Source organism: Leucobacter celer subsp. astrifaciens (assembly GCF_001273835.1).
GTDB classification, from domain to species: domain Bacteria; phylum Actinomycetota; class Actinomycetes; order Actinomycetales; family Microbacteriaceae; genus Leucobacter; species Leucobacter celer.
Map to the genome: position 1 here is coordinate 67176 of NZ_JHEI01000141.1, position 18741 is coordinate 85916.

The 18741-nt window shown below is 69.9% G+C and carries 18 protein-coding genes; 9 read left to right on the forward strand and 9 right to left on the reverse strand.

Annotation, left to right across the window (positions count from 1 at the left end; all coding sequences use genetic code 11):
* Nucleotides 1–2 precede the first annotated feature (2 nt).
* From AMS65_RS13785 to AMS65_RS13795, 3 genes are read right to left on the reverse strand one after another with little or no spacing between them, the layout of a single operon-like run.
* A complete protein-coding gene (locus AMS65_RS13785) occupies nt 3–740 on the reverse strand; it encodes an ABC transporter permease (protein ID WP_193787032.1) in 738 nt (245 codons plus the stop codon).
* Nucleotides 740–1387 carry an ABC transporter permease gene (locus tag AMS65_RS13790; RefSeq protein WP_053384757.1) on the reverse strand — a complete coding sequence of 216 codons (648 nt, stop codon included), beginning with the start codon at nt 1385–1387 and terminating at the stop codon, nt 740–742. The genes AMS65_RS13785 and AMS65_RS13790 overlap by 1 nt, the downstream gene beginning before the upstream one ends.
* A complete protein-coding gene (locus AMS65_RS13795; protein WP_053384758.1) occupies nt 1384–2469 on the reverse strand; it encodes an ABC transporter ATP-binding protein in 1086 nt (361 codons plus the stop codon). Before AMS65_RS13795 ends, AMS65_RS13790 begins: the two co-directional genes overlap by 4 nt.
* A 254-nt stretch (nt 2470–2723) precedes the next feature.
* Between AMS65_RS13795 and AMS65_RS13800 the strand changes: the two genes are divergently transcribed.
* Both AMS65_RS13800 and AMS65_RS13805 read left to right on the forward strand, forming a co-directional pair.
* On the forward strand, nt 2724–4184 hold the full coding sequence (locus AMS65_RS13800; protein WP_053384759.1) for an aromatic amino acid lyase: 1461 nt from the start codon (nt 2724–2726) through the stop codon (nt 4182–4184).
* Between the two features lie 68 nt (nt 4185–4252).
* Nucleotides 4253–4963 (forward strand): IclR family transcriptional regulator, encoded by a 711-nt coding sequence (locus AMS65_RS13805; protein WP_075201016.1) that lies wholly within the window; start codon nt 4253–4255, stop codon nt 4961–4963.
* 131 nt (nt 4964–5094) lie between these two features.
* On the opposite strand, the gene AMS65_RS13810 is transcribed toward AMS65_RS13805, so the two are convergent.
* The gene (locus AMS65_RS13810; RefSeq protein WP_053384761.1) at nt 5095–5580 is read right to left on the reverse strand and encodes a CarD family transcriptional regulator; all 486 of its coding nucleotides are present in this window, start codon (nt 5578–5580) and stop codon (nt 5095–5097) included.
* A gap of 169 nt (nt 5581–5749) precedes the next feature.
* On the opposite strand from AMS65_RS13810, the gene AMS65_RS13815 reads away from it, so the two are divergent.
* On the forward strand, nt 5750–6355 hold the full coding sequence (locus AMS65_RS13815; RefSeq protein WP_053384762.1) for a hypothetical protein: 606 nt from the start codon (nt 5750–5752) through the stop codon (nt 6353–6355).
* Nucleotides 6356–6585: 230 nt separating this feature from the next.
* Here the strand turns inward: AMS65_RS13815 and AMS65_RS13820 are convergent, their stop codons facing one another.
* Together AMS65_RS13820 and AMS65_RS13825 are read right to left on the reverse strand one after the other, a co-directional pair.
* Nucleotides 6586–7281, reverse strand: a complete 696-nt coding sequence (locus AMS65_RS13820; protein ID WP_053384763.1) for a response regulator transcription factor — start codon at nt 7279–7281, stop codon at nt 6586–6588.
* Nucleotides 7281–8534, reverse strand: coding sequence for a sensor histidine kinase (locus AMS65_RS13825; protein ID WP_083451713.1), 1254 nt, complete (start codon nt 8532–8534; stop codon nt 7281–7283). Before AMS65_RS13825 ends, AMS65_RS13820 begins: the two co-directional genes overlap by 1 nt.
* A 159-nt stretch (nt 8535–8693) precedes the next feature.
* Between AMS65_RS13825 and phoU the strand changes: the two genes are divergently transcribed.
* From phoU to rlmB, 3 genes are all read left to right on the forward strand, one after another.
* A complete protein-coding gene (gene phoU / locus AMS65_RS13830) occupies nt 8694–9335 on the forward strand; it encodes a phosphate signaling complex protein PhoU (RefSeq protein ID WP_053384764.1) in 642 nt (213 codons plus the stop codon).
* A 97-nt stretch (nt 9336–9432) separates the two neighbouring features.
* Nucleotides 9433–10938, forward strand: coding sequence for a cysteine--tRNA ligase (cysS, locus tag AMS65_RS13835; RefSeq protein WP_053384765.1), 1506 nt, complete (start codon nt 9433–9435; stop codon nt 10936–10938).
* Nucleotides 10935–11957 (forward strand): 23S rRNA (guanosine(2251)-2'-O)-methyltransferase RlmB, encoded by a 1023-nt coding sequence (gene rlmB, locus AMS65_RS13840; protein ID WP_053384766.1) that lies wholly within the window; start codon nt 10935–10937, stop codon nt 11955–11957. The genes cysS and rlmB overlap by 4 nt, the downstream gene beginning before the upstream one ends.
* Here the strand turns inward: rlmB and AMS65_RS13845 are convergent.
* A complete protein-coding gene (locus AMS65_RS13845; RefSeq protein ID WP_157502285.1) occupies nt 11944–12504 on the reverse strand; it encodes an Rv3235 family protein in 561 nt (186 codons plus the stop codon). The genes rlmB and AMS65_RS13845 overlap by 14 nt on opposite strands.
* 236 nt (nt 12505–12740) lie before the next feature.
* Here AMS65_RS13845 and AMS65_RS13850 point away from each other — a divergent pair, with 236 nt between their 5' ends.
* Nucleotides 12741–14252, forward strand: coding sequence for a sensor histidine kinase (locus AMS65_RS13850; RefSeq protein WP_053384767.1), 1512 nt, complete (start codon nt 12741–12743; stop codon nt 14250–14252).
* A 40-nt stretch (nt 14253–14292) separates the two neighbouring features.
* Here the strand turns inward: AMS65_RS13850 and AMS65_RS13855 are convergent, their stop codons facing one another.
* Together AMS65_RS13855 and AMS65_RS13860 are read right to left on the reverse strand one after the other, a co-directional pair.
* Nucleotides 14293–14598, reverse strand: coding sequence for a hypothetical protein (locus tag AMS65_RS13855; RefSeq protein ID WP_053384768.1), 306 nt, complete (start codon nt 14596–14598; stop codon nt 14293–14295).
* On the reverse strand, nt 14595–16475 hold the full coding sequence (locus AMS65_RS13860; RefSeq protein WP_053384769.1) for a PspC domain-containing protein: 1881 nt from the start codon (nt 16473–16475) through the stop codon (nt 14595–14597). Before AMS65_RS13860 ends, AMS65_RS13855 begins: the two co-directional genes overlap by 4 nt.
* A 114-nt stretch (nt 16476–16589) precedes the next feature.
* On the opposite strand from AMS65_RS13860, the gene AMS65_RS13865 reads away from it, so the two are divergent.
* Both AMS65_RS13865 and AMS65_RS13870 read left to right on the forward strand, forming a co-directional pair.
* A complete protein-coding gene (locus tag AMS65_RS13865; RefSeq protein WP_053384770.1) occupies nt 16590–17978 on the forward strand; it encodes an ATP-binding protein in 1389 nt (462 codons plus the stop codon).
* Nucleotides 17978–18658 carry a LuxR C-terminal-related transcriptional regulator gene (locus AMS65_RS13870; protein WP_053384771.1) on the forward strand — a complete coding sequence of 227 codons (681 nt, stop codon included), beginning with the start codon at nt 17978–17980 and terminating at the stop codon, nt 18656–18658. The genes AMS65_RS13865 and AMS65_RS13870 overlap by 1 nt, the downstream gene beginning before the upstream one ends.
* Nucleotides 18659–18741: the final 83 nt, after the last annotated feature.

Below are 18741 nucleotides of genomic sequence, written 5' to 3' on the forward strand. Positions count from 1 at the left end.
GGTCAGGATCGGGCCAGGCTGAGCACCGCGGTCTCGGTGTCGAGGGGCGTCGGCGCCTTCTGACGCACGCGGCGGGTGAGTCCGGGCGAGACGAGCACGCGGCCCAGCGCCGCGAAGCCCAGCTCGAGCAGGATCGCCAGGGCCGCGAGCACGATCGCGCCACCGGCCATCTCGGCGTAGTCGTTGCCGGCGCGGCCGTCGATGATGAATCGCCCGAGGCCGTCGAGAGAGACGTAGGCGGCGACCGTCGCGGTCGAGACGATCTGCAGGGTGGCGCCGCGGATGCCCGACAGCGTGAGGGGCAGCGCGCAGGGGATCTCGATCTTCCAGACGATCCGGGCCGTCGAGAAGCCCATGCCCCGCGCCGCGTCGATCACCGAGCGGTCGATGGCCCGGATGCCGCTGGCCACTCCGCTGAGAATCGGCGGGACCGCGAGCAGCACGAGCACGATGAGCGAGGGCACCACGAAGGCCAGGTTGCTGCTGAACACCGGCGAGATGATGAGCACCAGCAGGATCAGGAGGCCGAGCGTCGGCAGGGCGCGCATCGCGTTGACCGATCCCATGATCAGGCTCTCGCCCTTGCCGGTGTGGCCGACGAAGACGCCGAGCGGCACCGCGATCAGCGCGGCCACGACGAGGGCGATCAGCGAGTAGAGCAGGTGCATGAGAGCCTGATACGGGATCGATCCCGCGCCGCTCCAGTTGGCCGGGTCGGTGAGCCATCCGAGGATATCCATCACAGGGCTCCCTTCTGGCTCCAGGGGGTGACGACCTTGCCGAGCAGCACGAGCAGTCGGTCGAGCACGAGGGCGAGCAGCAGGCACACCACGAGGCCGACCACGATCGGGACGAACAGGCGCCTGGTGAAGCCCATCGTGAAGAGCGACCCGAGCTGCGCGATGCCGATCACGGCGGCCATGGTGACGATCGAGATGTTCGAGACCACGACCACCCGCAGGCCGGAGAGGATCGCGGGCACCGCGATGGGCAGCTGGATCTTGAAGAAGGTCTGGGCGCGGGTGAAACCGACGCCCTGCGCGGCCTTCACCACGTCGGGCGACACCGAGTCGAGCCCGTCGGCGACCACCCGCACGAGCAGGGCGACGGTGTAGATGATGAGCGCGACGACCACGTTCATCGGATCGAGGATCTTGGTGCCGATCAGCTTGGGCAGCAGGATGAAGAGCGCGAGCGACGGGATCGTGTAGAAGAGGCTGGTGCCGCCGACGATGAGCGGGTAGAACCGGCGATGGGTGAAGGCGAGGTAGCCGAGCGGAATCGAGAGGAGCAGTCCGATCAGCGTCGGCAGCAGGGTGAGCCAGAGGTGCGCGACGGTGAGCTGGAGGATCTGGTCCGCGTTGGCTGCGATCCAGTCGAGCCTCATATCTGACGCTCCTCTGCGAGTGCGTCGACCGCGCTGCGGATGACGGCGTCCGAGCCGAGCGTGCCGACATATCCTCCGGCGCCGTCGACCAGGACGGCGCGTCCGGCGGGGCTCGAGAGCGCGGCGTCGAGCAGCTCGCGGTGGCTGCCGTGGTCGTGCGAGACCGGGGTGGCGGGGCTGAGCCCGTCGGCCGCGGCGATCCCGTTCTCTGCACGAGCCCACGCGATCGGCTTCTCGAAGGCGTCGCAGATCACGACCCAGGCCCCGTCGGGTGCGGCGACCGGCTCCCCGAGCTGCGCCGACGGCGTGCGCTCGGGAGCGAGATCCGAGATGCGCTCGAAGTTCAGCGCGTGGTAGCCGCGCGATTCGCCGAGGAAGTCGGCGACGAACTGATCCGCGGGGTTCGCGAGGAGCTCGGCGGGCGAGCCGATCTGCGCGAGGATCCCGCCCTCCTTGAGCACGACGATCTGGTCGCCGAGCTTGAGCGCCTCGTCGATGTCGTGGGTGACCATGACGATGGTCTTGGCCAGATCGCCCTGGATGCGCAGGAACTCGGCCTGCAGCTGCTTGCGCACGATGGGGTCGACCGCGCTGAAGGGCTCGTCCATCAGCATGTAGGGCGGGTCGGCCGCGAGTGCGCGGGCGACGCCCACGCGCTGCTGCTGCCCGCCCGACAGCTGCCAGGGGTAGCGCGAGCCGTAGCTGCGGTCGAGGCCGACGAGCTCGAGCAGATCGAGTGCGCGGGCCTGGGCGCCGCGCTTGTCGCTCTTGTTGAGGTAGGGAACCGCGCAGACGTTGTCGATCACGGTCTGGTGCGGGAAGAGGCCGGCGTTCTGGATGACGTAGCCGATCTTGCGCCGCATGCGGATGGTGTCGGTCTTCGTGTTGTCCTCGCCGCCCAGCAGGATCGACCCGGAGGTCTGCTCGATCAGGCGGTTCACCATGCGCAGCGTCGTGGTCTTGCCGCAGCCCGAGGGGCCGACGAGCACGGTGATCTTGCCGGTCGGGGCGACGAACGAGAGGTCTGCGACGGCCGTCGTGCCGTTGTCGTAGGTCTTGACGACGTTCTTGAACTCGATCATGCGCGTTCCGTCTCCTCGATTCGGTGCGCGCACGATCCGTGCCGCGCGGTGGTCGCGTCTGAATGTGAAGCGGTGCTCGGGGTGTGGGGTGACAACTTCGTCTCCGTATCTCTGCGTCGGCGCATCGAGGTGTGCGGGGAAGGATCCGAGCCCAGAATACCCAAGTATTTTCAGCTAGTGAAACTTTCCTTGTTCATAGAGTAATAAAGTAGGGAGAAACTTGCAATACTCCCGAACACGATGGCAGGGCGCAGATGACGTACACACTTCCGAACAGGCTCACCGTTCACGATGTCGCGGCCGTCGCCCGCGGTGCCGCCGTGCGGGTCTCAGCGTCGGCGCGCGAGGACATCGAGCGCCACTACCACCGGGCGAACGCGATCGCCGAGCGGCAGCCGGTCTACGGGCGATCGACCGGGGTCGGGGCGAATCGCTCGACCGCCGCCGCGACCGATCCCGTGACCCACGGCATGAACCTGCTGCGGAGCCACGCGGTGGACGCCGGACCCGCGTTCGACGCCGAGACCACTCGAGCGATGCTGGTGGTGCGTCTCAACCAGCTGCTGCATCCGGGTTCGGGTATCGATCCCTCGCTGATCGACGGTCTCGAGCGCATGCTCGTGAGCGGGAGTCTGCCCGAGGTGCGCCGATACGGCGGGATCGGCACGGCCGATCTGTCGGCGCTCGCGGGCGCCGCCCTCGCCCTGGCCGGGGAGCGCCCCACGAGCGGCGGGGGCTTCGAGCCGATCGGGCCGATTCGGGCCGACAGTGCGCTCCCCTTCATGAGCTCGAGCGCGCTGACGCTGGGCGGCGCCGCGCTCGCCGCATCCCGCCTGGCCTCGCTCGCGGATGCCGGGATCGCGGCCTTCGCGCTCTCGGCCGCCGCCGCGCGCGCCAATCTCTCGGCGTTCTCGGCGGAAGCGGCCCTCGCGGTCGGCAGCCCCACCGCCTCCCGGACGGCCTCGCGACTCGCGGGGGTCATCGGAGAGCCGACCTGGGAGCCCGCCCGCATCCAGGACCCGTTCGCCTACCGGGGGTTCCTTCCCGCGATGAGCGTGCTCACCTGCGGGGTGCAGCGACTCGGCGAGTCGGTCGAGACGCTGATCAGCAGCTCGCAGGAGAACCCGCGGTTCTTCGCCGAGCAGGGGGTCGCGGTGCACCACGGCGCCTTTCTCGAGAACTGGCTCGCGCACGAGCTCGATGCCACCGCGATCGCACTCGCGCAGACGGCTCCGCTCGCCCTCGGGAGGCTGCGCTTCATCAACGACGACGCCTTCTCGGGGCTGCCGCGCTTCCTCGCCCCCGAACCGGGTGCGAGCTCGGGGACCATGATCGTCGAGTACGTCTCGGCCAGCGCGATGGGGGAGGTGCTCGCTGCCGCCTCGCCGGTGTCGACGCAGAGCGCTGTGCTCTCGTGCGGGGTCGAGGACGATGCGACGTTCGCGCCGACCGCGCTGGGCAAGCTGCAGCGCGCGCTCGACGGGTACGAGGTCATGGTGGCCTGCGAGATCCTGGTGGCCGTGCGCGCCCTGCGCCTGCGGGGCGCCTCGCGGCTCTCGCCCGGACTCACCCGGCTGATCGAGATCGCCGACGAGCTGCCGAGCGATGTCCGCGATCGCGATCTGCGGGGGGACGTGGAGATCGCGACGGGTCTGATCGGCGCGATCGCCGAAACGGTCGAGACCTCGGAGATGCTCGTGTCCGCCGGGCGTTGATCGCGGGCCGGGCGGTTAGACTGCGATGAGACGACCGAACGCAGATGCTCGACACGGGGAGAACGAAGATGGCCGATAAGGCGACGGCCGCTCACGGGCAGGAAGTCGACGCGTCGCTCGGCCCCCAGGCGGTGCACCGGGCCCTCGAGATACTCACGCTGGTCGTGGATCGCGGTCCGCTGCCGTTGAGCGACCTCGCTCGGGCCGGCAAGCTGCCCACCAGTACGACGCTGCGGATGCTGCGCGCGCTCGAGAGCTGGGGGTACGTCTCGCGGGCCTCGGACGGGCGGTACTCGCTCGGCCGGCGCTTCATCCAGTCGCGCGTCTCCGCCGAGGCGGCGAGGCCCGAGGACCTGATCGACCTCTCCGCGCCGGTGATGCGGAGGCTGACCGCGACCACTTCGGAGTCGAGCTATCTGGCGGTGCCGGGCCCCGCCAACACCTGCACCTTCCTGAGGGAGGTGCAGAGTCCGCTGCCGATCCGGCACGTCGGATTCGACGGCTGGGAGGGGCGCACGGTGTCGATGACCGGCTCCGCCGCCGGCGAGGTGTTCGACGGCCGTGTGCCGGAATCCGGGTACGTGGTGATGGCCGCGGTCGACGACGCCGACTCCACGGTGATCGCGGCGCCCGTGCTCGCCGAGGACGGGCGCCGCGTGGCCGCGCTCAGCATCGCCGGGCCGAGCTTCCGCCTGCCCCCCGGCAAAGTGGACGAGATGGGTGAGGCGGTGAAGGCCGCCGCGGCGGAGCTCACCGCCTCGCTGGGCTCCGCGAGGTAGTCGCCGGCCGGCGCCGCTGCCGCGCTGCGCCGCTGCCGCGCCGTGCAGCCGGGCGCGGTGCGGCGGAGCTCCGAAACGACAAAACGCCCCGCTCGAGAGCGGGGCGTTTCCGGATCAACGGGATCGAGGTGCTACGAGGCGAGGACCTCGTCGAGCACCGCGCCGGCCTTCTCCTCATTGGTCTTCTCGGCGAGCGCCAACTCGGAGACGAGGATCTGGCGCGCCTTCGCGAGCATGCGCTTCTCACCGGCGGAGAGCGAGCGCACCTCCTGATCGCGGCGCCACAGATCGCGCACGACCTCGGACACCTTGATCACATCGCCGGAGGCGAGCTTCTCGAGGTTCGCCTTGTAGCGGCGGGACCAGTTGGTCGGCTCCTCGGTGAAGGGCGCGCGCAGCACCTCGAACACGCGCTCGAGGCCTTCCTGGTCGATGACATCGCGCACGCCGACGAGATCGCAGTTCTCCGCGGGCACCTCGATGGTGAGGTCACCCTGGTTGACCTGCAGCTTCAGGAAGAGTTTTTCCTCTCCGCCGAGCTTGCGCTTCTTCACCTCGATGATCTTGGCTGCGCCGTGGTGGGGGTAGACGACGGTCTCTCCGACCTCAAATTGCATCGAGTGGCTCCTTTACAGTCCAACCACTAGAATACCACACTTCCGATTCACAGGGTTAGGCTTACCTAAGCTGCATCGCATGTGGCCTGGCGGTTATGATGATTCCAAACTGTGTTCGCCGACGGCGACGCATGTGCACAGGGATCGAACCACGGCTCGGAGGACCACCTTGAAGATTCGGATCGCTTCGTCTGTCGCCCTGGCGGCGGCTCTCGCGCTCGGCGCGACCGGATGCAGCCTGATCGCGCCGCAGGGCACGCTCAAGCCGTATGCTCCGAGCGACGGCATCGACGTCTCCGTGGAGAGCGTCGACGTGCGCAACCTCCTGCTGATCGCCGACGAGAGCGGTGAGAACTTCAACGTCGTGTTCGGTGCGGTCAACCGCACGGGCGAGCCCCAGGACCTCGCCATCAGCTTCGTGGGCGAGGGCGGGCAGCAGGCGCGCGCCGAGTTCACCGTGCCGACCGGCAACACGCTCTTCGGTGATCCCGACGGGGAGGAGGCGCCGGTGCTCGTGTCGATCCCGGGTCTCCAGCCCGGTGCCACGGTGACCGCCTACTTCCAGGTGCCCGGTGCGTCCGAGGTCGAGCGCGAGGTCCCGGTGCTCGACGGCACCCTCGAGGAGTACCGCAAGTACGTGCTCCCCGCCGGCTTCAGCCAGGCAGACGAGTCGCCGGCCGCGGAGGAGCTCGCCGAGGCCGACGAGGCTGCGGCCGAGTCGAAGATCGGCGACGACACCGAGACCGAGCACGACGAAGAGGATCACGAGCACTAGGCCCTGGCGCTCTCGTCTTCGAGACCCCCGCGATCCCGCAGCGGATCCGGGGGTTTCGTGCGTCCGGAGGCGGTGGTGGGCCGCCTGCTGGATCCCGACTCGTCGCTTTGCTCCTCGCTCAATCAGCGGGGAGCCTCGCCGAGATCCCGATTCTTGTCGCCTCTCTTCCCGGAGAACGACAAGAATCGGGATCTCGGCTCGACGGGGCTCGAGCCCCGTCGAGCGTGCATCTACCCGAAGCGGTAGCCGACGCCCCGCACGGTCGAGATGAGCTTCGGTTTGGACGGCTCCTCCTCGATGCGCGCCCGGATCCGCTTGATGTGCACGTCGAGGGTCTTCGTGTCGCCGTAGTAGTTGCTGCCCCAGACCCGGTCGATGAGCTGCCCTCGGGTCAGCACCCGGCCCGAGTGCCGCATGAGCATCTCCAGCAGCTCGAATTCGCGCAGCGGCATGGTGATCTCCTCGCTCCGCACCGCGACGGAGTGGCGCTCCGAGTCGAGGCGGATCCCGAACTCGTCGATCACCTGCGCGTCGAGATCGTCGCTCCGCTCCTCGTCGCCGGCCCCGGACCGCCGCAGCGCCGCCCGCACGCGCGCCAGCAGCTCGCGCGTGGAATAGGGCTTGGTGATGTAGTCGTCGGCGCCGAGCTCGAGCCCCACCACGATGTCGATCTCGCTGTCCTTCGCGGTGAGCATGATGATCGGCGCCTGCGAGGTCTGGCGGATCGTGCGGCACACCTCGGTTCCGGGCAGGCTCGGCAGCATGAGGTCGAGCAGCACGAGGTCGGGCTGAACGGCGGCGAAGGTCTGCACGGCCTCGGCCCCGTCATCGACCACGGTGACCCGGTAACCCTCGCGCTCGAGCAGGAACGAGAGGGGACGGGAGATCGACTCCTCATCCTCGACGAGCAAGATGTGCTGTGCCACTACTGGGCTCCCTTCTGGAGGTCTGAGGTCTGTTCCTCGGACGGCGGCTGTCGTGTCGCGGTCGTCGTGTCGTTCTCCGCACGCAGGGTGCGTCGCGCCTTCTTCGCGCGCTTCGCGCTCTTGCGCGAGCCGGGGGCCTCGTAGAGCGGGAACGTGAGTGTGAAGCTGGACCCGACGCCCGGCTGCGACCACACGTCGACGTCGCCGCCGTGGGCCCGCATGGTGTGGCGCGCGATGCTGAGGCCGAGCCCGGTGCCGCCCTCGCCGCGCGTGCGGGCGCCGTCGACGCGATAGAAGCGCTCGAAGATGCGCGCCAGGTGTTCGGGGGCGATGCCCTCGCCCTGATCGGTGACGGTGACGAGGAAGTTCTTGCGCTCGAACGACATGCCGACGCCGACGCGGCCGCCCTCGGGGGAGTGACGGATCGCGTTGCTGAGCAGGTTCGCGACGGCCGACCCGAGCGAGGTGGGGCGGCCGAGGATCACCGCGTCGCGGTCCAACTCGGACTCGTCGGTGACGACCAGGTCCACGCCGTGCTGGGTGGCGAATGAGCGGTGCGACTCCACCTCGCCGCGCACGAGGTCGCGCAGCGACACCGCCTCGCGATCCTCGGGCCGCAGAGCGGACTGGGCTTCCGAGAGCTGGATGATGTCGCGCGACAGCTCGCCGAGGCGCCGCGACTCCTTGACGAGGCTCTTGGAGAAGTCGCGCACGACCTCAGGCTCGTCGGCGGCCTGCTGCACGGCCTCGGAGAGCAGGCCGATGGCGGCGATGGGGGTCTTCAGCTCGTGGCTGACGTTCGCGATGAAGTCGCGACGCATCGTGTTCACCCGCTGCTCCTCGCCCAGGTCTTCCGCGAGGACCACGACGAAGCGCTTCTGCAGGCGCACGAGGTGGATCTTGACCGTGTCCGACGGGTCGTGCGTATCGGGTTCGCGCGTGTCGGGCACCCCCGTCGACATGACCCGCCGCGCCCGCGCGAGGAAGCCGGCGTCGTGGATCTGCTCGTCGCTGATGTGGCGCTCCTGGCGCGCGGTCGGGTTGGCGTACACCGGGGTGAGCGACGAATCGAGGATCACCGCGAAGATGTCGATCTCGTCGAGGATCGCGGTCGCGACCTCGGGCAGTTCCGGGCGCATCTCCGCCGCGCGCCGCACGCCCGCGCGCCTGGCCCCCTGGATCGCGAGCGCCGTGCCGACTCCGACCAGTACGCCGAGGCCCGTCGATGCGAGAACGAGCAGAGTCGGATCCATGTCTCTCATCGTAGATGGGAGGGTCTTGAGCGGAGGGTAGAGTTCAACTGTTGTTCACCTGCCGGTGCGGCATGGTTCACCGGCGCGGCCCAGACTGATTGAGGTGCGCGTCGGCACTTGTATATGAGACGCCGGCGCCCGGAACAGAGAGGAAACCGCATGCGTGAGGTCTTTCAGCAGTCGCTGCACGAGGTGCAGGAGCGCCTGGTGAAGATTGCCGAGCTTGTCGAGGAGGCCATCGAGAACGCGACGACGGCTTTCGGCAACTCGGATGTCTCAGTCGCCGAGCAGGTGATCGACGACGCCGATGAGATCGAGACGCTCGCAGCCGAGCTCGACCAGCTCACGATCGACATCCTCGCGCGCCAGCAGCCGGTCGCCTCCGATCTGCGCCTCATGGTGGGAGCCCTGCGCATGAGCGCATCGCTCGAGCGCATGGCCGACCTCGCGCAGCACATCGCGCAGCTCGCCCGCTACCGCTATCCCGAGAGCGCGATCCCGAAGGGTCTGAAGAAGATCTTCGTGCGCATGGGCGCACTCGACGTGGAGATGGCGAGCAAGATCGTGGAGGTGCTGCGCACGCAGGACCCGAAGGTGATCGAGGAAGTGCGCGATCTCGATGACGACCTCGACGAGCTGCACGCCAAGGTCTTCGAGAAGGTGCTGAGCGACAAGCTCACCGCCAACCCCACCGGTGTGGTCGACGCGACCCTTGCCAGCCGCTACCACGAGCGCTTCGGGGATCACGCGGTCAGCGTCGCGAAGCAGATGCAGTTCTTCCTCAGCGGAACGCTCGACTGAGCAGCTTCGCGGGTCGCGGAGCGGATCGCAGCCCGTTCGGGGAGAAGCGTTGCCGGGCCTGGGAACCGAGCGAACCCCCTCCAGGTAGGCTGAGAGGGTGAAACAACGGATTTACGACTCGCGTGCGCAGGAGGTTGTCGACTTCCAGCCCCGCGAGCCCGGCCGCGTGGGCATGTACGTGTGCGGACCGACCGTGCAGTCGGCTCCGCACATCGGGCATCTGCGCAGCGCGCTCGTCTACGACCAGATGCGACGCTGGTTCGAGGCCACGGGGCACGAGGTCGCGCTGATCCGCAACGTCACCGACATCGACGACAAGATCCTCGACCACGCGCGCGTCGCGCAGGAGGAGCGAGGATCGAACGAGCAGTGGTGGGCCCTCGCCTACCGCGTCGAGCGCGAGTTCACCGCGGCCTACGATGCGCTCGGCGTGCTGGCGCCCACCTACGAGCCCCGTGCCACGGCGAACATCGCCGAGATGGTCGCGCTCATCGAGCGCCTCATCGAGCGCGGGCACGCCTACGAGGCGGCCGACGGCTCGGCGAGCGTCTACTTCGACACCGGCTCCTGGCCCGAGTACGGAGCCCTCACCCGGCAGCGCCGCGAGCAGATGGAGGACGCCGCCGACTCGGAACCGGTCGGCAAGCGGGATCCGCGCGACTTCGCGCTGTGGAAGGCGCACCGCGAGCACGAACCGGTCTCGGCCTCCTGGCCGTCGCCGTGGGGGCAGGGTCGCCCCGGCTGGCACATCGAGTGCTCCGCCATGGCCATGCGCTACCTGGGCGAGGAGTTCGACATCCACGGCGGCGGCCTGGACCTGCGTTTCCCGCACCACGAGAACGAGCTTGCGCAGTCGACCGCGGCCGGCCACCCGTTCGCACGGCACTGGATCCACAACGGACTCGTCAACACCGGCGGGCAGAAGATGTCGAAGTCGCTCGGCAACTCGCTCTTCGCCGCGGATCTGCTGGCGGCCGCGCGTCCGATCGTGCTGCGCTACTTCCTCGGCTCGGCGCACTACCGCTCGGTGCTCGAGTTCTCGGAGACGTCCCTCGCCGAGGCGGACGCGGCGTTCTCCCGGATCGAGAGCTTCCTGGAGCGCTCGGCAGAGTCGCTGCGCGCTCCCTTCGCCGCTCCCGCAGAGGCTGCGGAGGCCGGCGAGACCGTCTACGGCTCTTCCTGGTACGAGCTGCGGACGGGCGCGGTACCGGCCGGCAGCGTGCCCGGCGAGTTCGCGGACGCGATGCTCGACGACTTCGCGATTCCGCAGGCGCTCGCAGTGCTGCACGGCACCGTGCGCGCGGGCAATGTCGCCCTCGACGCCGGGGACGCCGAGGCGGTCATGGTGCGCACCTCGGAGGTCGTGGCGATGCTCGACGTGCTCGGCGTCAATCCGCGCGATTCCGTGTGGGCGTCCGGATCCGACGCGGACGACGCCTCCCGCCCCGCCCTCGACACCCTTGTGAGCGCGCTCATCGAGCAGCGCGCTGCGGCCCGCGCGAACAAGGACTTCGCCACGAGCGATGCGATCCGCGACAGCCTGCAGGCCGCGGGCATCGCGTTGGAAGACACCCCGAATGGAACCCGCTGGAGCCTGTCATGAGTAATAAGAAGAACCGCACCGGCGCCGTCCGGAAGAAGGGGCTCGGCAAGGCCGTCGGTTCCGGGGGGCAGGGGCGCCAGGCGCTCGAGGGCCGCGGGCCCACCCCGAAGGCCGAGGATCGCGAGTACCACGCCAAGTACAAGGCGAAGAAGTCGCGCGAGCGCTACGAAGCCGCCAAGCAGCGGCACGCGACGAGCTCGGGCCGCACCCCGGAGCGCGGCGGCCGCGGGGGATCCAAGAAGGACGACGCCGAACTCGTCACGGGGCGCAACGCCGTGGTCGAGGCGCTGCGCGCTCAGATTCCGGCGACCGCGCTCTACATCGCGGCCCGCGTCGAGATGGACGATCGCATGCGCGAGATCCTGCGCATCGCCACCAACCGCAACGTCCCCGTGCTCGAGGTGATGCGCCCCGAGATGGATCGCATGACCGACCGCGATACCGTGCACCAGGGCGTCGTGCTCAAGGTGCCGCCCATGGAGTACGCGTACCCGCTCGAGCTGCTCGACGAGGTGATCGATCGCGGCGAGACGCCGCTGTTCGTGGCGCTCGACGGCGTCACGGACCCGCGCAACCTGGGGGCGATCATCCGTTCCGTCGCGGCGTTCGGCGGGCAGGGCGTCGTCGTGCCGCAGCGCCGTTCGGCCGGGCTCAACTCGGCAGCGTGGAAGACTTCCGCCGGAGCCGCCGCGCGCATCCCGGTGGCGATGGCCTCGAACCTCACGCAGACGCTCAAGGAGTTCAAGAAGCAGGGCGTCTTCGTGGTCGGCCTCGACGGCGGCGGCGACCTGTCGCTGCCCGGGCTCGAACTCTCGGACCGTCCGCTCATCCTGGTCATCGGGAGCGAGGGCAAGGGCCTCTCGCGACTGGTGACCGAGCACTGCGATGCGGTGGTCTCGATCCCGATCTCCTCGGCGACCGAGTCCCTGAACGCCGGCATCGCCGCGAGCGTCGCGCTGTACGAGGTGTCGAAGCTGCGTGCGGAGGGCGGCTCGGGGGACTCGGCTACAGCACAGTGAGGTCGGTCGCGCGCCAGCGGCTGCCGTTGTGCTCGAGGCGCAGCGCGACCGAGCGCGAACGGGGTTCGGCGTAGAGCACCACCGTGGCCTCGATGATGTGCGGGAGCGGTCGATCGATGTGCGCCGGGCCAGGACAGGCGACGACCCGGCGGGCGTCGCGGTAGAGCGTGCGACGCTCCGTGCGCGCTGCCCGGCGCTCGAGGAGCGCCGCCGCCACCTCGCGTGTGATCCAGCCGCCCAGCTGGGCGACCGACCGCGATCCCTCCAGCGCTTCGAAGGCGTACAGTGCCAGCTTCTGGATCGTCATGACCGCGGGCGGCGGGACGTCGGTGTCGGTGCTGGAATCGAAGGCGGCCTGATCGAGATAGCGATCGGGATGCGGGACCGCTCGCAGTACCGGCAGGCCCGGCAGGGCTGAGCGAGCCGGTACTGCTGCGACCGGCCGGAGGATCGGCGCGCTCGAGCGCGCCGATCGGAGCTCCGCAGAGACGCGCGCGGCGTCGCGATCGTCGGCAGGGGTGGCGGAACGGGGCAGAGATGCAGACATGACTTTCCTTCGTCGTCGGCCCCGATATCGATGTTCCCATCCCTGAACGTTTCCTATTCCCTGCATCGGTCGGAGCAATGGCCAAAATGAACTTGGAGCATCAGCATAGAAAGGTGTGGCTGACGGCGGTCAAGAGGTGTTTGCATCCTGTGCGTTCTCACCCTGTCCGTTCTCGGATGCACGCCGCCGGAGCGGGCCCGCAGCTCGGTAGAACGCGGATCCTCTAGTCTTGAACGGTGGCCACTCTGCGGAACCTTGCGATGAAGTACTCGACCCTCGGCGAAGAGGAAATCGAGTGGCTCGAGCTGCTCGCGCTCGACTGGCAGCTGCTGGCCGACCTCGCGCTGAGCGATGTCGTGCTCTGGGTGCCGACCGAGGACGGCGGATATCTCGCCGTTGCTCACAGCCGGCCCGCGGGATCGGTCACCCTCTTCTATCGCGACGTGATCGGCGATTTCCTGCGCCCTGATTGGCGCGAACTCGTCGACGAGGCGATGGAGACCGGGAAGCCCGTGGCCTCCACCTCGCCGGCGTGGTACGAGGAGAACCCCATGCGCCTCGCCGCCTATTCGGTGAGCCGGCAGGACGGGCAGGGCAACGTGCACGGACCGTTCGCCGTGGCGACGGTGCACACGAGTGTGGCCGACACGCAGAAGGCCTCGCGCATCGGTGCGGCCTTCCGCGAGGTCTCCGACGATCTCTTCGCCATGATCCAGAACGGGCTCTTCCCCTCGCCCAGCAGCTCGCGCGGCGGCGAGCAGGGCTCGCCGAGGGCTTCGGACGGGCTCGTGCGCGTGGATCTCGAGGGCATCGCGACCTTCGCGAGCCCCAACACGCAGACCACCTTCACCACGCTGGGCTACCGGGACGAGATCGAGGGGGAGAACTTCGCCGAGGTCATCGCCGGGATCGTGCAGGGCCAGTTCGATACGAACGAGTCGCTGCCGCTGATCGCCCAGGGCAAGGTGGCGAAGCGGGTGGAGATCACGGCGCGCGGCCGCACGGTGACGCTGCGTTCGATCCCCGTGGTGCGCGACGGGGCGAGGGTCGGGGGGATCGTGCTCACGCGCGATGTCACCGAGCTGCGACAGCAGGCGCAGGAGCTCATCACCAAGGACGCGACGATCCGCGAGATCCACCACCGCGTCAAGAACAACCTGCAGACCGTGGCCTCCCTGCTGCGGGTGCAGGCCCGTCGCGCCCGCAGCGAGGAGGCCAAGCAGGTGCTCGGCCAGGCCATGCGCCGGGTCGCCGCGATCGCCGTGGTGCACGACACGCTCTCGAGCGGGCTCTCCCAGATCGTCGACTTCGACGTGGTGTTCGACCGGGTGCTGGGGTTGGCCGCCGAGGTCGCGAGCCTGCACAACACCACGGTGCACCCTCACAGGGAGGGCAAGTTCGGCGAGTTGCCGTCGGAGTACGCGACCCCGCTCGCGCTCGCGCTGACCGAGATCGTCACGAACGCCGTGGAGCACGGCCTCGCCGGGAGCGAAGGCGAGGTCTTCATCCGGGCGGATCGCAGCGACGAGCGGCTCGCGGTCGAGGTCATCGACACGGGCACGGGGCTGCCCGGCGGCACCGTGGGCGACGGGCTCGGCACTCAGATCGTGCGCACGCTCGTCGAGGGCGAGCTGGGCGGCAGCATCACCTGGGGCCCCGATGTGCGAGGCGGCACCCGGGTGGCCATCCAGGTGCCGCTGCACTGGATCTCGGCGCAGACGCGCGAGATGCCGAGCGTGCAGGTCTGACCGGGACGCACCGCGTCTCCGTCAGACTTGCACGCCGGCCTCAGCCGCGGTTGCGCACCGCCACGGCGACGCCGACCGCGAGCAGCAGCACACCGAGTCCGATCACCGTCGCGGTGATCCACCAGGCCGTGTCCATGCCGCCGGTGCCGAAGGCCCGCTGCGCCGCATAACCGCAGAACGCGAGGATCAGAGCGCCCCACACGATGGGGCCGGTGCGCGGCCCGGTCCGGGTCGGCGGCTTCCCGCCGGACTCGCTTCGGGTCTGGGCAGCCGTCCCGGGAACGGGCCGGGTGCTCTCGGAGGGCTGCTGGGGCCGCGGCTCCTGCGCGGCGGAATCGGTGGTCATCGTGCCATCTCCTGTTCGAGTTCGTTCAGTTCTTCGCGGAGGCGGTCCCGCTGATCCTCGAGGCCCTGGCGCTTTCCGAAGCTCAGGCCGGGCTCCTGGAGCTGCCACTCGACGAGATCGAGCTCCTCCTCCAGGCGCTCGGCGCGCTCGCGGTTGGAGAGGTCCTCCTGCTCGGCGCGCTGCAGTTCCTCGAAGCGGCGCTGCTCCTCTTCCGCGGGGGACAGCTGCGACGTCTCGGACTGCGAGCCCTCGATCCGCACGTTGCCGGCGAGCAGGTACACGGTCACGTGTGCCACCGAGTCGTCTGCGAAGGCATCGTTGGTGCGCTCGAGCGCGACACCGGTATCGCTGCGCAGGAACGGCCCCGAGATCCTGGCCCCGTCGCGTTCGGCGCTCTGCTCGCTGATGTTGCCTGCGAGCACGTGAACTCGCACCGCCGTCGGACGGGATTCGGGCAGGGTGACGGTCGCATTGCCCGCGAGCTGCCAGATCTCGAGGTCGCCCTGCTCCCCGGGACTACTGTCGAGCGAGCGGAGGTCGACGACCGTGTTGCCTGCCAGGACGACTGCTCCGGGGGTGCTCAGCCCCTCGACGTGCACATTGCCGAAGGGCTGGAAGCGCATGCCCCACGGCAGGACCACGGTGGCGAGCAGGGCGACCACGCCGCAGGCGGAGAGGAACCCGACCCAGCCCGTGTACCGCCCGCGCACGCCGGCCACGATCAGCGAGAGCGAGAGCACCGCGAGTGCGGCGATCAGTGCCGCGATGAGGGGTGCCGGTGCGACGCTCTCCACCGCCGGCACCGAATCGAGCCCGAGCACCCAGAGGCCGGTGAGGCCCGCCGCGAGCAGCGCGAGAGCGAGCGTGAGGATCGTCTGGCCGGTGCCGAGGCGATGCGCGTCGTGGTGCTCCGCGTAGCGGGCGCTCCACTCGTCGGCCTGGCGCCCGACGTCCTCGCCCCAGTTGTTCGCCTTCTCCCCGAAGCGCTGTCCCCAGTCCGAGGCCTGCTGCGCGGTGCGGTTCGCGAACTCCTCCGTGCGGTCGGCGAAGGACGGCGTCTGATCGGTGGGACCCGTTCCGGATCCGTCTCCGGCGGAGCCGTGCGCCGCGGGGTCGCCGGTCTCGGGTCCGCCTGCTCCACCGGGGCCGCCTGAGCTCTCGGCGCTCTCGGCGCTCTCGGCGCTGCGAGCGGAGGCCTGCGCCGAACCGATCGGCTCCGTCACCGTGCCGTCGGCGGTCGCTGCGAAGGCGGGACCGGGCACCGCTGCGGTCGGAGCGGCCTCCGAGGAGGAACCGTTCGGCTCCGCGGGCCGGGCCTCCGCCCTGCTGCCCTGCTCGCGGCCGCGCTTCAGCACCGCGCTGCGCAGCCAGAAGAAGCCGAGCACGAGGATCGTGATCCAGAACAGCCACGCGACCGTGCGCGTCAGCCACTCGGGGATCCCCATCGTGGCCCAGAGATCCCAGCCCCAGAAGCTCGGCGCTCCGAACAGCGGGACGCCGGTCAGCGCGAGCCCGAAGATCGCCGGGATGATGAGTACCGACGCGAGCACGATCGAGGTGACCAGCACCCAGGTCTCGGCGCGCCCGCGAAAGATGTCCTCCGTGTGGATGCGCCCCTGCGAATCGGGCAGCAGCAGCCAGCCGATGAGATAGATGAGTAGACCGGGGCCGCCGAGCAGCGCGAGCACCACGAAGACGCCGCGCACGATGAGCGGATCGATGCCGGCCTTCGCTGCGATGCCGCCGGCGACGCCCGCGAACCAGCGGTCGGAGCCGCGCACGATGCCGAGGCTGCGCAGCCAGCCGAAGAAGGAGCTGCCGGGCTGCGGGCCCTCGGGGCCCGGACCGGAGCGTTCGGAGTCGGGTGAAGTATTCATGCTTCGAGTCTGCCGGGGTCGGCCGGCACCCGCTATCGGGGTTCACCCTGATCGATCCCTGAACCCCGGCCGGGAAACCCCCGAGTGTCGTCGGTTGGTGCTTGGATGGAGAGCATGGACCGCCCCCCGCTCACCCGCTCGCGCGACGACCGCGTGATCGCGGGGGTGTGCGCCGGCCTGGCGGAGCACCTCGGAGTGCCGGTGGCGCCCGTTCGCATCGTCGTGCTCGCGCTCGCGCTGATCGGAGGATTCGGCGCTCTGCTGTACCTCTGGCTGTGGGGCACGGTGCCGCGCACCGGAGAGACCGAGGGGGTGCTGCCGCTGCGGCGCGCGCTCACGCGGCCGGCGAGCGGGGCGTCCGCTGCTCCTGCCGGGGTCGGAGTTGGGGTCGGCTCCGGCGCATCGCGAACCCACCGCCCGGTTCCGGTCGCCACGATCGAGGCCGGAACGGAGGGATCTGCGCGCCCGACGGCAGCAGAGGCAGCTGCGGACGCGGCGCCCGGGACCGCGCGCGACGCCGGTGCGCCGCCCGCGTACCGCCGGTGGCCCATCGCCGAACTGCTGCTCGGCGCGTGCCTGCTCATCACGGGAGCCGGTCTGGTGCTCGAGCGCCTCGGCGTGCGCCTCGAGCTCGAGCTGCTGCTGCCCGGGCTCGCGGTGCTGGTCGGCGTCGGCCTCACCTGGTGGCAGATCGCGGATCGCGATCGCCCTGATCGCAACCAGTTGCCCCGCGTGCTCGGCGCTCTGGCGCTCGTGGCAGTGGGCGTGCTCATGTTCTTCGTGACCTCGCGCGAGCCGAGCGCGTGGACCGTCATCGCTGCGGCCGTCTCCGTGCTCGCCGGTGTGGCGCTCGCCGTCGCGCCGTGGGTGCTGCGCATCAACCGCGAGCTCATGGCGGAGCGGGCGGCGCGGGCCCGCGAAGCGGAGCGGGCCGATATCGCGGCGCACCTGCACGACTCGGTGCTGCAGACCCTCGCGCTCATCCAGCAGCGCTCGGAGCCGGGCAGTGAGATCGCGAGGATCGCCAGGGGTCAGGAGCGGGAACTGCGCGAGTGGCTCTTCCGCGGGGCGGACGGCGGGGCGGCAGTTCCCCGGGAGGCGGTCGACGCCGAGCTGCGGGCGCACGCGCAGGCCCTCGAAACCGAGCACGCCGTGCGCTTCGAGATCGTGGCGGTGGGCGTCGGAGCCGGGCTGCTCGCGCCCGACGCCATCGTCGCGGCGGCGCGCGAGGCCATGCTCAACGCGGCCCGGCACGCGGGCGGAGAGGTGACCGTGTTTCTCGAGGCGACGCAGGACCGGATCGCGATCGATGTGACGGACCGGGGTCCGGGGCTCGACCCCGACGCCCTGCCTGAGGGGCGGATGGGCGTGCGGGAGTCGATCCTCGGCCGCATGGATCGCGCCGGCGGAACGGCGGCCATCGTGCCGGGCCCCGGCGGATCCGGCACGTCGGTGCGTCTGTCGATTCCCCGCGCGGGCGGGGCGGGTGTGGAGGAGGAATGATGGACCGTGGAACTGCCGACGAAGCCCCGATCCGGGTGGTGATCGTCGACGACCACCAGATCTTCCGCACGGGTCTGCGGGCCGAACTGGGCTGTGAACTCGAGGTGGTGGGGGAGGCCGCCAGCGTCGACGAGGCGATCGAGTGCATCGCGGCCACGGTGCCCGACGTGGTGCTGCTCGATGTCCACCTGCCGGGCGGCTCGGGCGGCGGGGGTGCCGAGGTGCTGCAGCGGCTGGCCGCAGTCGCCGCGGTTCGCGGTACGAGGTTTCTCGCTCTCAGCGTTTCGGACGCGGCCGACGACGTGGTCAGCGTGATCCGCGCCGGCGCCCGCGGCTACCTCACCAAGACCGCATCCGGCGCGGAGGTCACCGCAGCGGCCGTGCGCGTGCGCGGCGGCGACGCCGTCTTCTCTCCCCGTCTCGCCGGTTTCGTGCTCGACGCCTTCGGCACGGGCGTGGGGGAGACCGCCGCTGCGGATGACGAGCTCGACCGCCTCTCGGCGCGGGAGCAGGAGGTGATGCGCATGATCGCTCGGGGCTACGCCTACAAGGAGGTCGCGGCCGAGCTCTTCCTCTCGGTCAAGACCGTCGAGACCCACGTCTCGAACGTGCTGCGCAAGCTGCAGCTCTCCAACCGCCACGAACTCACCGCCTGGGCGCTGCAGCGCCGGCTGCTCTGATCCTCTGATCCTCTGATCCTCAGATCCTCAGATCCTCGGTTCCTCAGTTCCTCGGTTCCTCGGTTCCTCGGTTCCTCAGTTCC